The organism is Pseudoalteromonas sp. OF7H-1 (assembly GCF_022347825.1).
Classification (GTDB): domain Bacteria; phylum Pseudomonadota; class Gammaproteobacteria; order Enterobacterales; family Alteromonadaceae; genus Pseudoalteromonas; species Pseudoalteromonas maricaloris.
In genome coordinates, this window is sequence record NZ_JAKRFX010000018.1 from 1 (window position 1) to 15,508 (window position 15,508).

Sequence of the window (15,508 nt, forward strand, 5' to 3'; positions counted from 1 at the left end):
CCCCATGCCGAACTCAGAAGTGAAACAAAACAGCGTCGATGATAGTGTGGATTACCCATGTGAAAGTAGAACATCGCCAGGGCCAAATAAGAGAAACCCGTTGCAGTAATGCGACGGGTTTTTTGCTATTTGGGGTAAAGCACTTCCATGTAGCATCTCCCCTTCGCGGGTCCTTGCGCTCACTTCCTCGAACTGCGAAGCGGTGCTTCGGTTTCTCGTCACCCAAACTCAGAAGTGAAACAAAACAGCCGAAGGGTCGGCCCCGGTCAATGATAGTGTGGATTACCCATGTGACTCTCTATTTAAAAAATGAGAACATCCCACTTCGTAGCGAGCCAGGGCCAAATAAGAGAAACCCGTTGCAGCAATGCGACGGGTTTTTTGCTATGTGTGATTTGAAAATCTCGCGAGATGAACTCACTCCTACCACACTATCAGCACAGTACAACATGGTAGATGGTTTATCCGCAAGCATTCATCCTAAACATTTCATAAAATCACTTTTCTCACCACATTGAAAACTGTAAATATCGGCGATCCTACTACCTTTTGTGTGAGATCTTCGTTATGATTTTGCTTTTGTTTCACAACTAATTACGAAATGTCAGAACTCTATCATTGGTTTGATCTCTTGGGTGTTATGGTTTTTGCAATCTCGGGAACTTTAATTGCGCATAGTAAACATATGGATGGCTTTGGTGTGATTGTCCTTGCGACTGTAACTGGTATCGGAGGGGGAACATTACGAGATTTGATTTTAGATCAACCCGTTTTTTGGCTTCATGATACTAGCTATATTTACGCTATTTTATTTGCTGTCGCTGTGAGTATATGGTGGCTAAATCGGCATCAAAATATTCCAAGAACTGTACTGCAGGTTGCTGATGCTATTGGGCTTGCTTTTTTCGCTGTAATGGGAGTACAAAAGGCTTTAAGTATTGGGATGCCTGATACTACAGCCGTGATCATGGGCGTATTGACCGGGTGTTTTGGTGGAGTCATCAGAGACGTATTGGCCAGAGAAATCCCCCTTCTTCTAAAAGGAGAGTTATACGCGATCACCTGCATTTTTGGCGGGGTAGTCTATACTCAAGCAATTAAATTGGGCATGGCAACTGAATACGTAATGGTATTGTCCATGGCGGCAACCTTGTTATTGAGATTAGCAGCTATGCGATACCATTTGGTGTTACACGTATTTAACTATAAATATTAAGTAAGCAGGAGACATGGATGTCTTTAGCAAGAGTCTTCACTCGAGCACAAGTTGGTATTACCGCACCCGAGGTAATTGTTGAGGTACACCTTAGTAATGGTTTACCTGCCTTTAGTATTGTTGGGTTACCCGAAACCTCAGTTAAAGAAGCCAAAGAGCGCGTCCGTAGTGCCCTTGTTAATGCTGGCTTTTTATTTCCAGAACAGCGTATTACAGTAAACTTAGCACCAGCAGATCTACCCAAAGACGGTGGCCGCTTTGACTTTGCAATCGCACTCGGTGTTCTCGTCGCATCAGGGCAGTTAGATAGCCATGCTATTGCTGATAAAGAGTTTTATGGTGAGCTTGCGTTAAATGGTGAGCTGAGGACGGTCACTGCGATTTTGCCATCTGTTATTGCAGCAGCGAAGGAGGGGCGAACTGCTTACCTACCTACTGGTAACGATGCAGTTGCGAGCCTTGCCGCTGATGCTAATCGTGTTGCTATAAGCTGCTTGCGTACAGCATGGTTAGGCTTAAGCGGCCAGCAATCACTTAGGTTTAATCAACTCTACCCAGACGATCTAAATATACAAGCTTCAGGTGGGAGCTTGCTGGATATGGCTGAAGTGAAAGGGCAAGAGGGGGCGAAGCGAGTACTAGAAATAGCTGCGGCAGGTGGGCATAACGTTTTATTTCTTGGTCCTCCGGGCACTGGAAAATCGATGCTTGCTCAGCGCCTGCCCACGATAATGCCATTAATGACGGATAATCAGGCGTTAGAAACGGCTTCTATCTATTCCATACTGGGAAAAACAATCAGCCAATCAAACTGGAAAACAAGGCCTTTTAGAGCTCCACATCATACTTGCTCTGCGGTAGCCTTGGTTGGAGGCTCATCGAACCCTAAGCCAGGGGAGATATCATTGTCAAATAATGGTGTTCTATTTTTGGACGAGTTACCAGAATTTGATAGGAAGGTACTGGATTCATTACGTGAGCCGATGGAAACGGGCATGGTAACGATTTCGCGCGCAGCTCGGCAAGTTGATTACCCTGCAAACTTTCAACTGATCGCAGCATTAAACCCCAGTCCTACAGGTTGTTACACTGACAAAAGAGCGTCTCCAGATCAAGTATTGCGCTATTTGGCTAAGATTTCAGGCCCATTTTTAGACCGAATAGATCTACAGGTAGAATTACCTCGTCTAAAAACAGAAGAGCTACAATCCCAGAGTAATGGAGAGTCTAGCTCGACAATAAGGGCTAGGGTGGAACAGGCCTATAAAACAGCTTTAGCACGTCAGGGAAAATGTAACGACCAACTGAGTGTAAAAGAGCTAAATCATATCTGCTATCTTGCTGATGCTGAACGCTTATTTCTAGCAAAGGCAGCAGAAAAACTAAAGCTATCACCACGTTCATATCATCGAATAATCAAGGTTGCACGTACCATTGCAGATCTGAGCTCTACACCTAATATTGGCTTATCACATTTAAAGGAAGCGCTTAGTTATCGCGCGTTGGAGAGGTTGTTAGCTCAGTTAACACAGTATTAGCTATCGGCATTTCAATAGAGAGGGAGCGTATTATTGGTAAAGATTAAGCTGACAACATATAACCTTTACCACGAACCGTCACAATGCGTTTTTGCTCTTTTTCATCGCCGAGTTTTTTGCGTAGTCGGCCAACTAAGACATCAACCGTTCTGTCACTTGGGCTCCAATCAGGTTGCCCAATGTCTTCTGAAATACGCTCTCTGGATGTTGCCCTTCCTGCATTGGAAATAAGACAAATTAACACTTTATGCTCTGCTTCGGTAAGTCGAGACTCAATACCATGTTGATTGATTAAGGTACGGTTATCAGGGTGTAGTTTAAAGTCAGCATATTCGATAAACTCTTCCGATTCATCGTCTTTATTACCAACTAAACGTTTGTATAAGGCACGCATACGCAGTTCAAGCTCAAGCGTATCAACAGGCTTACAAACGTAGTCATCAGCACCTTGCGCAAGACCTGCGATTCTGTCGGCTTGAGAGTCTCGGCTAGAAAGCATGATGACACCAAGGTCTGATAAGGTATTAATCTCTTTCGCAAGTTGCAGGCCATCGGTGGCGGGTAAAACAACATCAACAATAGCAAGTGCAAATGGGTTTTGGGTTTGAGATTGAATAAGCTCAAGCGCAGTAGCCCCAGTATTGTCTACAGTGATACTGAACTCGGTATTTTCAAAGTGACTACACAGTCGCTTTGCTAAGAGTTCATCATCTTCAACTAATAAAACCTTTATGCTCATGTTTTCACTGTTAATTGTTGTTTAATTGTCGTTAATATAACACTGAGAGATCGCTGCTTGGAAGTGCATGAAACGAATTCTTACAACTCTGTATCTGGCACGTTAACCTGACAACCTAGTTCGATCAAGGGGAAACCTAGCTTTATTATTAAATTATATACAATGATGTGTTTGATTGCTGCTTCGCTAAACAAAAAGGCGACACAGAGTGCCGCCTAGCGTTGATTACTTACCGTATAGATGTTCCCACCATTGTGGCTCTTGCTTTAAATGTTTGTCGAAATAAGCCAGCATGGTGTTCCACCAATGGAAGCGCTTGTCACGAGCAAAAATTTGATGATCTGCGCCTTTATATTCGACCAATTCAACATCTTGGCCAAGGATCTTCAATGCGGTATACATATTGTGACTTTCACCTGGCGGCACATTGGTATCCGCGTCACCGTGAATTAACAATAATGGTGTTGTTACTTTGTCTGCATTAAATACCGGGCTATGTTGTGAATAAAGCGTTGGATTGTTCCAGGGGAAACTTCCTTTTGAGGCCTCGCCAGAATACAAATAACCCCACCAGCCTTGGCCCCAGTATGAAGTAATATTAGAAATACCAGCATGTGAAATAGAAGCTGAGAATAAATCAGTTTTTGTTGTCAGCAGCATAGTCATGAAGCCGCCGTAAGAAGCACCTAAATTACCTAAACGCTTGTCATCAACGAAAGGGTAGGCTTTCACAAACTCTTTGGTACCCATGATGATATCGTTAGCGGTGTGTTCGCCCCAAGCATTGACGTGCTCTGCTGAGAATTTCTGACCGAAACCTGTCGCACCGGTTGGTTGCAAGACATAAACCACATAGCCTTTGGCTGCCCATAAGTTAAATGGATAACGTCCAGTGAAGCCACGAGTCACTGGAGACGTGCCGCCGTAGTAATAAACAAGTGCTGGGTATTTTTTAGCTTTGTCTAAATCGTGAGGTAGATACACGCGGCCTTTAATCTCCACGCCTTCAGTATTAGTAAAATTAAACTCTTCTAGGTTGGCAATTTCTGCATTCTGGTATGCGATATTTGTTGAGTCCCAGAGCGTGTCAGCTCGCTTATCTGAGGTTGACATGGTTTTTAACTGTTGTGGAGTTGATGCTGTAGTTCCCGTGAATAAGATCTCTGGATTACGTTCACTCGACACAGAATAGTTGGCGACAACATCCAGCCCAGTGTTTAAGCGTTTGAAAGTAGACTTACTTTCGTCAAAGAGGAAAAGCTGTTGACGATCTTGGTCAGTCGCTTTTAGTACCACATCGCCATTACTGAGTACGGTAAAGCTGCCTATGGCTGGGTCAAAGTTTTTACTCAGTGCTTTTACATTGTTGCCTTTGCGATCTAACCAATAGAGTTGGCCATCATAGTTATTCGCGAGCATACCTTCAGGTAAGTTGCGCCCCGCACCTTCGGCAAAATCAGGACCTGCAGTTACATAAATACCATTTTTAGTGTATTGAGCGCCGCTAAATGTACGATACTGGCCAATGACACTTTGCTGATTGTTTGATAGATCAATTTCTATTAACTCTGTCAACATGTGAGGAGGCTGCGCGTAGTCTTGCTTATTACGCGTTGCTAAAACCGTGTTTGTTTGTGCGTCAAAGTCGGCCAAGCTATGGCTTTGTGCGCCAACTGTCACAGGATTAAGTAGCCCACTTTTGATATCAAGTAAGAAGATTTGCGACTGGGTGCGGGCATATGACCATCTATCTTCCAATCCTTGATAATGTTTAGTCAGTTTGCCTTCTTCTTTGCCGCTGTTGGTCCAAGCAAAAATAAGCGTGTCATTATCAAAAAACTCGATACTATTCGCGCCATTGAGCTTAGTAGCAACTTGAGTGCGTTTAAAGGTTTTTACATCAAGGATGTACGCTTTATTGTCTTCTAAATAGGTGAGTTTGCTGCTGTCATCACGCCATGCAAAGCTAGTTGCGCTCATGCCATCGAAACTGTAAAGCATGTCACCATCTTCATTGTATAAAGCTGTTTCGGTGATTGCTGCGTTGCCTTTTTCATCATCGTAGTGGCGTACGGTAGAAATGTAATATTCGCCGTTAGGTGCAAGTGAGATAACACTCACCGTTGGAGCATCAAACAACTGCTTTGCAGACAGCGCTTTGGTTTGTTTTTCTGTTAGCGTGATAACGTCATGTGCTGCTTCGCCTTCAAAGCTAAGATCAACTTTATTCCAGTCATTTACCTGCTCAGCGATAACGAGGATTTGATGATCGCCCTTGACGACATCAAGCTGAACCTCTTTAACACCGGAGACCGGCTCTCCATTTAGAAATATTTTGGCTTTCTCAATGCCCTCAAGCTTGAGTTTACCTGAGACAAAGCGTTCAGTAGTGAAATTAAACTTCAGAGCTTGTAGTCCAGGTATCGTTAATTGAGATACTTTATTCAGTGCTTGCCATTTGCTTTCATTATTGAATAGTGTTACCTGTTTGGCGTCTTGTTGTAATGATGGTAGCAGGTTTTCAATAATTGCATCACGATGGGCTGTATCCGCTGGCTTTATTGTTGATTCGCCAGCGATGGGACCCAAAAATTGTATTTTTGATTCGTCTAATGGGCTTGCTGAAAGTTGTGCTGAGACTGCCGTAAATAGTAGGGTGACGGCTGTACGTAATTTCATTTATTTGCGCCTATTGTAGGTAATTATATGATAAAACTATATCATAGTATTTTGAACTGGTTGTATTGCTGCGATAGACGTCCTAAATTTAATAGTCTGTGTTGATGAGCAACATAACGTATGCGGTTAAGCAAACACTTAGCGTTGAATAAAGAGGAGAATTTACTTGGTTTTATTATTAACCTACATGTTTTTGGCAATAGCTATCTCTTTTATCTGTTCGGTGATGGAAGCAGTGCTACTTAGTATTACGCCAAGCCATATAGGGATCTTAAAGCAAGACAATGATGCATTAGCATCGCGAGTTCAACGCCTTAAAGACAATATTGATCAGCCTTTATCTGCCATTCTAACGTTAAACACCGTTGCGCATACCGCCGGTGCTGCAGGGGTTGGTGCACAAGCTGCTGTGGTATTTTCAGATGCAGCTGTCGGTATAGCGTCAGCGGTGATGACGCTACTGGTTTTGGTGCTGTCGGAAATCATTCCAAAGACCTTAGGAGCGACTTATTGGCGCGGATTAACACCTATCGTTTCAAGTGTGTTGGTATGGCTAGTTCGAATATTGAAGCCATTTGTGTGGATGTCTGATCAGTTAACAAAAGTGATAGGCCGTAAAGATGATGAGGCTCACTATATTCGTCAAGAAATCGAAGCGATGGCGGAGATTGGCTCTGAAGCTGGTGCACTGCATCAGGACGAGACTGAAACCATTCGTAGTTTATTACGTTTTCGTCATGCCAAACTAGAAAGCATCATGACACCAAGAACGGTGCTATTTAAAGTGCATAAAGATATGACAGTACACGAGTATTTGTCTGAGCATGGTTCGGTTGCTTTTTCTCGGGTGTTGGTATTCGATAAAAACACAGATGACATCATCGGCTTTGTGCACAAAAATGACATTATGCTTGCTTATCATAGGCTTGGAGAAGAATATAAAATTGGTAAGCTATCTCGCCCTCTTTATACCGTACCGGAAACGCTAGCTGCGCCAGAGTTATTCAAAGCGTTACTGGCAAAGCGTCTACACATTGCGCTTGTCATTGATGAGTATGGCGATGTACAAGGCATAGTGACATTAGAAGATTTGCTTGAATCATTAATGGGAATGGATATTGTTGATGAGCGAGAGCAAACCACCAATATGCAAGCTGCTGCTAAGCAAAAGTGGCGAGAGCGCGTTGATAATCATGATAATTTGATTGAAGACAGCGACGAAGCTGAAGATGTGTCTGAAACGCAAAGCGACGGAGAGGAAACTGCCTCTCCAGAGGTTAAGGGTTCGAATTAATCATACGCTGCCAAGAGTGTATCCACCCGACTAGGTCTGTTAGTGGTTTAGGTTTACTGATTAAAAAGCCCTGCATTAACAGGCTATGCTTGTAGCGGTCAAGGTATTGTAGCTCTTCAATCCGCTCTATACCTTCAGCTACTATGTCTAACTGTTGATTTTGTGCGATGTCGATTAAGCTGTCGATAAGTACCTGTGAAAAGCGATCGGATTCCACATGGGTTATCAAAGAGCGGTCGATTTTGATCTCTGTAAACGGTAAAGATTTTAATTGCTGAATATTAGTAAACCCAGTACCAAAGTCGTCTAACGAAATATCAAACCCCCGGATCCGTAAGCGATTCATTGTTTCCAATTGGATAGACTGATTCATCGGTTGGTTTTCGGTAATTTCTAAAATGATATCACTAGGCTTTAAACGGTTTATTTCTAGAATAAGTGCCAGTTTATCTGGGCAGCTCAGATCATTTAATTGCACGGGTGATAAGTTGAACGCCATTTTAATCGGGTAATTAAGCTCAGACTTGATTGCTTTGAATTCATCCGTCGCCTTTTCAAAAAGCTGGAAGGTAATGATATTAATTAGATCGGTATCTTCGGCCACACCAATGAAATGATCTGGTAAAATAACCTGCTCGGTATTTTTAGACACGATACGAGCAAGCACCTCGACACTTTTTATCTTTTTGTCACCACGGTGAACCTTTGGCTGATAGTAAGGCGTAATTTCATTGTGACTAATGGCGTGCAAAAGATCACTTTCGGTTACCTTTTCAATACGGCTACGTTTAACAGTGGTATACGTCTCCATTTTTTTGAGCATGCGCTCGACATCAACCAATTGTACGGGCTTGGAAATATTGCCGATAAGATGTGCATTGGACTGTCTGGCAAGGTTGGTTGCTAGATCAATAATCTTTTCGTCCATTTCGGAAATAATAATAATGCCGCCAGAGAACCTTAGCTCTCCCAATTGGCGAATAAATTCCATGCCATCCATTTCGGGCATATTGAGATCTGTAAAAATGGCGTCAAATTGATGAGGAGTCTGCCGTATTTTTTCTACAGCATTCACCGCACTTGAGCAGGTTGTGACATGCTCAATGCCAAGCTCAGTCATAATAGCTTGCATTACGACGAGGATCGCGGGTGAATCATCTACTACCATTATCCGATGTTTTGCTAATGACATTAACAATTCCTTCGTATACCTTACCTCCTTAAAGTCTAGTACAAATAATTTAAAGTGCTCAAATCTCAAAATGCTTTAAAAGGTGATTTTTACTCAATTTGAAGCGCAATAATGACACTTTACCTGCATTTTTCTAATTCAGATTCCGACAGAACTTTATGAAGCGGACGCTTTTAGCGATAATGCCCCAAATGACCTTTGGATCTGAATATGAATAGAGTCGAGCTTTCGCTAGCGGACAAAGCGGTATCTATCTTTTTTAACCAACAACAAGTAGTACAGCTTTTTGTCGAGCAGCAAGCGATTACCTTTGAAGAGCAACATAATGGCATTTTCGCGACCATTGATGGACAAGCACTGGCGGTAAATACAGAGCAGTTACCTCAGGGATTACTTGGTATTGCAGTAAATGGAGCTGAGCTTCAGTGGCTCGAAGTGAGCACTGAAACACCTAAAGAAAAACGCAGCTTATTTGGTTTGGCAGCATTGGGCTTAAAGTTATTTAAAAGTGCAAAGGTGGTTAAAGCTGCCTTGGCTGGCGCATCCGTGGCAGGGTACGCATGGCTATTTTCTTGGCAGTTTGCGCTTATGCTTGTGGCTTGCTTAGTCGTTCATGAATATGGCCACGTCCGCGCGATGCGCTATTTTGGGATTAAAACAAAAGGCATCTATTTGATCCCTTTCGTTGGTGGCCTGGCTGTAAGTGATGATAAGATCACGACCCGCTGGCAAGACGTAGTTATTTCGTTGATGGGACCGGCATTTGGTTTGATAACCTCAATCCTTGGAGTGGTGTTGTATTATGCGACAGAGATGGAAATCTTTGCTGGTGTTGCAGTATTAAGTGCGCTGTTGAACTTATTCAATTTACTACCTATTTTGCCGTTAGATGGTGGGCATGTTCTAAAAAGCATAAGCTTTTCAATGCGCTCTTGGGTGGGGTTATTGGCGTGTATGGCAGGAGTATTATTCGGCCTTTGGATAAGTTACACCTTTGGCTTAATCTTACTGGTGATATTCATTTTGATTGGTAGTTTTGAAATCCTGATTGAGTGGCGTGGCCGTAATTACAGTCACTTATTACCCCTTGACCGATATGGGCAAGTGGTCAGCGCCATTATGTATATAGTTGTTATTACAGGTCATGTTGCGGTAATGATGCATTTTGCTGATTCAGAGAATCCAATCCTAAGCTTACCAATGAAAATTTTATCAAGTTAATTTGTGTAATAAGGTGCATTACGCACCTTCTTACAGGGGCAGCAACAATAAAGTTGCGATAATTACACCCGTTACCAGCAATTGTACTAGGCAAAACCCCATAATATCTTTGGCTTTAAGGCCTGCAATTGCAAGTACCGGGAGTGCCCAAAATGGCTGGATCAGGTTAGTCCAAGCATCACCCCATGCAACGGCCATCGCGACTCTGGCTATGTCTGCATTAAGCGCTTCTGCTGCGGGAATGATAATTGGTGCTTGTACCGCCCACTGACCGCCGCCTGAAGGCACAAATATATTTACAAGGCCTGCACTTAAAAAGCTCCACAGCGGTAATGTCCATTGACTGCTAATAGAAACAAATCCTTGAGATATTTGTTGTGCTAGTCCTGTTTCGACCATCATAGCCATGATCCCAGCATAAAAAGGAAACTGGATCACGATACCGGCACCACCTTGAATTGCTTGTTGTAGGCTATTGAGAATATTTGCAGGGGTTTTGTGTAGCAGCATGGCTAAGAACATAAACAGGGCTATGACGATATTCAATGTCAATGTGCCTGCATTAAAAATAAAGTAAAAGCCCAAGTAGCTAAGACCGATTGCTCCTCCTAACATACCAAGCCATGAGGCATTTTCTAATTTTGCAGCCGGAGTATTGTGGGTACTGATATCATTACTTTGTTCAATGAGCTTTTCTTTATCAACAATAACTGCGTCATCATCTTTGGGAAGCATTAGTTTATTTATAAGTGGTAAAACGATAAAAATACTGAGTACGATGAGTAGGTTAAATGGTGCAAAGATTGTCTCTGAAGTGGTAACAATACCTATGCTCTTTTCACTAAAGTGCCCCGGAGTTGCGATAGTCAGGGGGACTGAGCCTGATAGGCCTGCGTGCCAAACAACAAAACCAGAGTAAGCACTAGCCACTAACAGGCGATAATCAACTTTCACTTTTCGAGCGATGGCCTTTGCGAACAAAGCCCCGACTACTAAGCCAAACCCCCAATTTATCCAGCTGGCGCTCATCGCAACAAAGGTGGTGAGTATAATTGCTTGAGAGGGAGTTTTAGCTAGGCCTGCGATACGGTCTAGCGCTTTCGCTATTGGAGGGGTAACAGCAAGCATGTGACCACATAATAAAACTAACAACATTTGCATCGCAAAAGTAAGCAGCTTCCAAAAGCCATTACCCCATGCCTCAAGCACCATGACAGGCGTTGCTGGAGTAAACAATGTAGCGAGTACCATCACCAAAAAAGTGAGTAAAAGTACAATCACAAATGGATCGGGTAGATACTTGTCGACTAATTTTGTTAGCGGGGTGGTAAACTTGCCAAGCATAAGACATCCTGTTTTCATTATTATTTTATGTAAATCAAAGTGATTGAGTTACGCATCATAATATAGCTAAACTTTAAGCTAAAAGTTAGTGGTTTAGGCTAACTTATAGTGAACAGAAAACAATGAGCTTCATTGGTTTCCTTTAAAATCAAAGTGTTAGGATTGGCATGAAATCTGATATATTAAAAAGAAAGACTTTAAGTAACTAAGAGAGGTAACTATGTCTGGACAAGGTTCTGGTGGTAATGTAATTGCAGCGATTTGTAACGTCTTTTTCCCTGGCCTTGGTCAGTTGGTTCAAGGTCGTATATTGGCGGCTTTAATCTTCGCAATTGTTGTTGTAGGTGGGTATGCACTGTGGTTTTTATTGGTTCCACCTGTGATTGCAGCCGTTTTCCATTTGTGGGCTATTATTGATGCTGCTAAGTATACGCCGCCTAGGTATTAACGGTTATACCAAAAAGTATAACCACCCAGTCAGGCTGACCATACTCAGCACAGTAGACAGCACAACGGTAGCCGCAAGCGTTGCTTGTTGGCTGTCGAGCTGTCTAGCAACAAGATAGGCATTTACTCCTAAAGGAGAGGCACTCATTAAAGTCACCACCTGAACTTGCTGAGTTGCCAATCCTAAATAAGTGGCAAAGAGATAAACCAATCCTGGTAGTAGCGTCAGTTTTACTGCACTCAGCCATAGTGCACCGTGTAACTTTCCTCGCACGCCGTACTGTACCAAGCTCGCACCCAGAATAAATAGCGCCCCTGGAATGGCAGGTTTTGCCAACCAGCTAAAGCTTTCAAGTATTAAGCTTGGTAGCTTTAACCCAACAACGTTTAATATCAAACCACTCGTAATACTTATCACTATTGGGTTTAACAGCAGGGGTTTGACAATATCTACCTTATTTTTGTGTCTTGCTGCCAGTAAAAAAGTCATAAAAAACAGCATCGCACTGTGGAATGTAATAATCATAAATACCATGGCAGCGGCTTGCTCACCGAGCGCCATTAGGATAATCGGTAATCCGACTAACACGGTATTAGAGTAGGTGCCACTTAAGGCTAATGCTGCACTGTCTGCTTTTGAGCGATGTTGTGCCTTGAAAAGAAATAGGTATAGGCCTGCATAAGTCAGAGCGACTGGGAGATAAAAGGATAATAACAAGGAGCCTGTTGCGAGGCTTTTCAGATCTGCTTGAACCATACTGCTAAATAACAGCACAGGAATACATAAATTAAAGATAAAAGTACGCAAGCCATCAAGCTGATTGATGGCAATAAAGCTTATCTTTGCACTCAAAAACCCAGAAATAACGATAAAGATGAGAGGAAATAAGATCTCAACAGGCGACATGCGTTGACCAACAATCGAGTGGTTAAAAGGTAATTCTATCAATGAATGCTTAGCGGACGCCACTTAGGTATAATAAAAGAAGGTGATTTAGTTAAGAAGTAAAGATGGAATACCAGTTTATTCGTGACCCACTTTCTGGGTTTCGAGCTCGCTTAAATGACGAGCATGCGTTGATAGGTCGGTGGCTGAGCGAAGAGCTTGCACATGAGCGTATTGTCAGCCTGCTGACACAGCTTGAAAACCTGCCAAATCAAAAAGAAGAGCTTGTGTTGGCTGGAAAAGAGATCCGCGCCACGTTCACGCCGCAAGAAGCATTATTTGAAAGCCACGCTCTGTTTCATGAAAGTGATGACATAGCGCAGTACCAAGAAGACGCATTGGCTTTAGATGAGTCGGGTATGATGGCAGTGTGTGGCTATGAAGATTTTTTACCCATGCTGATAGAGTGGGCTGAATTTACCAAAGCTAAATAACCTGAGCTGCGTAAATTCGCCTTGCCTACAGGATGTAGGTACCTTAGCGAGAGCAGGACGCGGAAGCGGAGTTATCCCCAAAACTCTCTGGCTAGATAAGAAGATAGTTTAAGGTGATTAAAAAAACAGTGAGTTAGCTCATTCCTTATCCAAACCTCAGGTTAAATAAGTTCTGTGGGGCTTGTTGATCTTGCATGCTTGAGTTCAACAGCCCCTGAAGTATAGAGATAGCTTATTTGGGTGTACCATAGAGTTGCTCTGCTCTATTAAATAACACCCACGAAGTGAGTATATACTTATCATTAGAAACCGGAATATTGCCTCTATGTGTATGTGTAAAATACCCTGGCGCTATCACCATAGAGCCTTTTAGTGGGGCAATTTTACGCTGCTGATAATAAAACTCGGTCTCGCCACCTTCCTCGACATCATTAAGGTAGAACATAAATAACAGCACTCGGTGTAAGGCTTCATTATGGTCATGTTGAGGGTAGACTTCGCTGTGCCAGTAGGGGTAGCCGCCTTTATTTATTTGATAGCGCTGAGCTTGGATAGCGCCCAAACGAAACAGCTGTTGAGCAAGGACCGGGAGTTGTGGCTTGCCGACTTCTTCAAAGTTATCCGCAGTGAGATCGACAGGCTCACCAGTTTTGGGGTGATACACTTTAAGTCCAAATGCACCGATGATCATAAAGAAATGCTCTTCAAGGTATTCAAATAAGTGCTTTGCCGTAACCTGTTGAATGTGTTGTAACTGTTTGGCATAGTCAGGATAGGAATTTAAATAAAGGTCGTGACTGACTTTTTTACTCAAGTCGACACCACCAGACGTAGTCCCCTGTTTTAAATGTGGGCTTTGATCGAAGGTCTTTACGAATTCATCGCAAAAGTCTGAACTGAGTGCGTTATCGTAAACGCGAATAAAATCACTCATGTTTTTCCCTAGTTTTTATTGGAGTTATTATGCTGTCTGAAAAGCTTATGCCGCGTTTTTGCGACACAGATGTGCTTGGACATATCAACAATACCGTACTCCCTGTGTGGTTTGAAGCCGCGCGCACACCTATTTTCAAAATATTTACACCAGATTTAAATCCAAAAGAGTGGAAATTGATTGTTGCTAAAGTCGAAGTTACCTTTAAAGGAGAGCTATTTTATGGTCAGGAAGTCGAAATAAAAACGGCTGTTGAACATATCGGCAACAGCTCATTTGTGATTTTGCAGCAGGCTTGGCAGCATGGAGAGTGCTGTGCTGAAGGTAAAACCATTATGGTGCGATATGACTTTGCGGTTAAGCAATCTCAACCGCTGAGTCAGCAAGAGCGCGATGCGCTAGGCACCTTTATGGTTGCTGCGGTTTAAACTGATGACCAATTGCCGCTGAGATACAAGGCTTTACCGTATAGGTATAGCCGTATTCTGCGGCGTTATCCGGCATTATCTCTAAGATCTCATAATCATTTAATTCAACAATATTACTGCCTTCGCTATGTTCACAACGTGAGTTTCCGTCAGACTCAAAGCGAAAGATAAAGTAAGCCAGTATTTGGTTAAGCACATCGTTATAGTTTTTGCCTTGCTCATGCAAATCGGGGTTGGGATCGTTATTAATAGATACCGTTAACGACTCCGGCTCATCTGCCGTGGGCTGTGCTTCATCTTGTTGTGGAGTATCGCCACTCATGTCGGCCACTTGTGGTTGAGTTTCCGATGCTCCTTCGTTTTCTTCTGCGGAGTCTGCTGAGCGCGATTCTTTCGCGTTGGCTTGGAAAGAAATTCCGTCCTTATCTACTTTGAAATCAGAAGAAAACTCAGTAAATGCGGTTGAAGCACCTGATTTAGCGATGCCAAGCACCAAGAACGCCAATAAAACAAAACACATGATCAACCTGATGATCGCTGTTGTTGCCGGATAACGATAGTGATTCTGATGCCAAAAAGGCTTTATACGTAATGGTTTAAGCAGGAAAAGTACAACGACATAGCAGGTCATAAAGAGTTGCGCGAGAATTAATAAGAAGGTACTGGTAATAAAAAACCAAGTAGGTAACGACAGCAACACACTCAAATTATGTGTGTAAGGGAAGTTATCTGTGCTGACGCCAGTTAAATCATTGATACGGCCATCAGCTTGCACTAACACAAAGTTAGCGATAAAGGCGTAAAATAACAGTATTAGTGCTTTACCTGGCACACTTTCCCAAAAGGTCATGATCCTTGGCCAGAATTCATAACATAGCGCGGTTACTGTGGTTATTAAGATCAAAAAAGCGGTGAAGTTATTATCTTCAGTTTCACTCAAGCTGAACATAAAAATGATAAAACTGACCAAATAATAGCGTTGAGCCAGCGTTAGGCTTTGCCAAAATTGGCCGATGGAAAAGCGCAATCTTGCTAGGTATGCGGTTAAGTTTTTTGGCGCGAGAAGTTGGTGCATAATAAATGAATTTGTAATTAT

14 protein-coding genes are annotated in these 15,508 nt (G+C 42.7%); 7 read left to right on the forward strand and 7 right to left on the reverse strand.

The features are described 5' to 3' along the window. The first annotated feature begins 601 nt into the window (after positions 1-601). Together MHN30_RS18900 and MHN30_RS18905 are read left to right on the forward strand one after the other, a co-directional pair. Positions 602-1,216 (forward strand): trimeric intracellular cation channel family protein, encoded by a 615-nt coding sequence (locus MHN30_RS18900; RefSeq protein WP_039492969.1) that lies wholly within the window; start codon positions 602-604, stop codon positions 1,214-1,216. Between the two features lie 17 nt (positions 1,217-1,233). Then, a complete protein-coding gene (locus MHN30_RS18905; protein WP_130165077.1) occupies positions 1,234-2,754 on the forward strand; it encodes a YifB family Mg chelatase-like AAA ATPase in 1,521 nt (506 codons plus the stop codon). Positions 2,755-2,797: 43 nt separating this feature from the next. Here MHN30_RS18905 and MHN30_RS18910 read toward each other — a convergent pair whose 3' ends face one another. Next, a complete protein-coding gene (locus MHN30_RS18910) occupies positions 2,798-3,493 on the reverse strand; it encodes a response regulator transcription factor (RefSeq protein WP_017219015.1) in 696 nt (231 codons plus the stop codon). A 225-nt stretch (positions 3,494-3,718) separates the two neighbouring features. Continuing rightward, positions 3,719-6,172, reverse strand: coding sequence for a prolyl oligopeptidase family serine peptidase (locus tag MHN30_RS18915; RefSeq protein ID WP_130165076.1), 2,454 nt, complete (start codon positions 6,170-6,172; stop codon positions 3,719-3,721). 166 nt (positions 6,173-6,338) lie between these two features. On the opposite strand from MHN30_RS18915, the gene MHN30_RS18920 reads away from it, so the two are divergent. After that, positions 6,339-7,466, forward strand: a complete 1,128-nt coding sequence (locus MHN30_RS18920; protein WP_010605959.1) for a hemolysin family protein — start codon at positions 6,339-6,341, stop codon at positions 7,464-7,466. Here MHN30_RS18920 and MHN30_RS18925 read toward each other — a convergent pair. Continuing rightward, positions 7,450-8,658: an EAL domain-containing response regulator gene (locus MHN30_RS18925; protein WP_102055961.1), complete on the reverse strand. Its 1,209-nt coding sequence runs from the start codon at positions 8,656-8,658 to the stop codon at positions 7,450-7,452. The genes MHN30_RS18920 and MHN30_RS18925 overlap by 17 nt on opposite strands. A gap of 210 nt (positions 8,659-8,868) precedes the next feature. Between MHN30_RS18925 and MHN30_RS18930 the strand changes: the two genes are divergently transcribed. Next, positions 8,869-9,879, forward strand: a complete 1,011-nt coding sequence (locus MHN30_RS18930) for a site-2 protease family protein (protein WP_069020130.1) — start codon at positions 8,869-8,871, stop codon at positions 9,877-9,879. A 30-nt stretch (positions 9,880-9,909) separates the two neighbouring features. Here MHN30_RS18930 and MHN30_RS18935 read toward each other — a convergent pair whose 3' ends face one another. Beyond that, positions 9,910-11,223 carry a short-chain fatty acid transporter gene (locus MHN30_RS18935; RefSeq protein WP_239360754.1) on the reverse strand — a complete coding sequence of 438 codons (1,314 nt, stop codon included), beginning with the start codon at positions 11,221-11,223 and terminating at the stop codon, positions 9,910-9,912. A 220-nt stretch (positions 11,224-11,443) separates the two neighbouring features. Between MHN30_RS18935 and MHN30_RS18940 the strand changes: the two genes are divergently transcribed. Then, complete coding sequence (locus MHN30_RS18940; protein ID WP_010376621.1) at positions 11,444-11,671, forward strand: hypothetical protein; 228 nt, start codon at positions 11,444-11,446, stop codon at positions 11,669-11,671. A gap of 3 nt (positions 11,672-11,674) precedes the next feature. On the opposite strand, the gene MHN30_RS18945 is transcribed toward MHN30_RS18940, so the two are convergent. Further along, positions 11,675-12,619 (reverse strand): AEC family transporter, encoded by a 945-nt coding sequence (locus MHN30_RS18945; RefSeq protein ID WP_239360757.1) that lies wholly within the window; start codon positions 12,617-12,619, stop codon positions 11,675-11,677. A gap of 62 nt (positions 12,620-12,681) precedes the next feature. On the opposite strand from MHN30_RS18945, the gene MHN30_RS18950 reads away from it, so the two are divergent. Then, positions 12,682-13,050, forward strand: a complete 369-nt coding sequence (locus tag MHN30_RS18950; protein WP_010376624.1) for a YacL family protein — start codon at positions 12,682-12,684, stop codon at positions 13,048-13,050. A gap of 232 nt (positions 13,051-13,282) precedes the next feature. Here the strand turns inward: MHN30_RS18950 and MHN30_RS18955 are convergent, their stop codons facing one another. Beyond that, complete coding sequence (locus MHN30_RS18955) at positions 13,283-13,984, reverse strand: 2OG-Fe(II) oxygenase (protein ID WP_239360760.1); 702 nt, start codon at positions 13,982-13,984, stop codon at positions 13,283-13,285. 29 nt (positions 13,985-14,013) lie between these two features. On the opposite strand from MHN30_RS18955, the gene MHN30_RS18960 reads away from it, so the two are divergent. Continuing rightward, positions 14,014-14,412 carry a thioesterase family protein gene (locus tag MHN30_RS18960; RefSeq protein WP_045990510.1) on the forward strand — a complete coding sequence of 133 codons (399 nt, stop codon included), beginning with the start codon at positions 14,014-14,016 and terminating at the stop codon, positions 14,410-14,412. On the opposite strand, the gene MHN30_RS18965 is transcribed toward MHN30_RS18960, so the two are convergent. Then, entirely contained in the window at positions 14,393-15,487 is a 1,095-nt protein-coding gene (locus MHN30_RS18965) for a hypothetical protein (RefSeq protein ID WP_239360763.1), read from the reverse strand. The genes MHN30_RS18960 and MHN30_RS18965 overlap by 20 nt on opposite strands. Between the last annotated feature and the right edge of the window lie 21 nt (positions 15,488-15,508).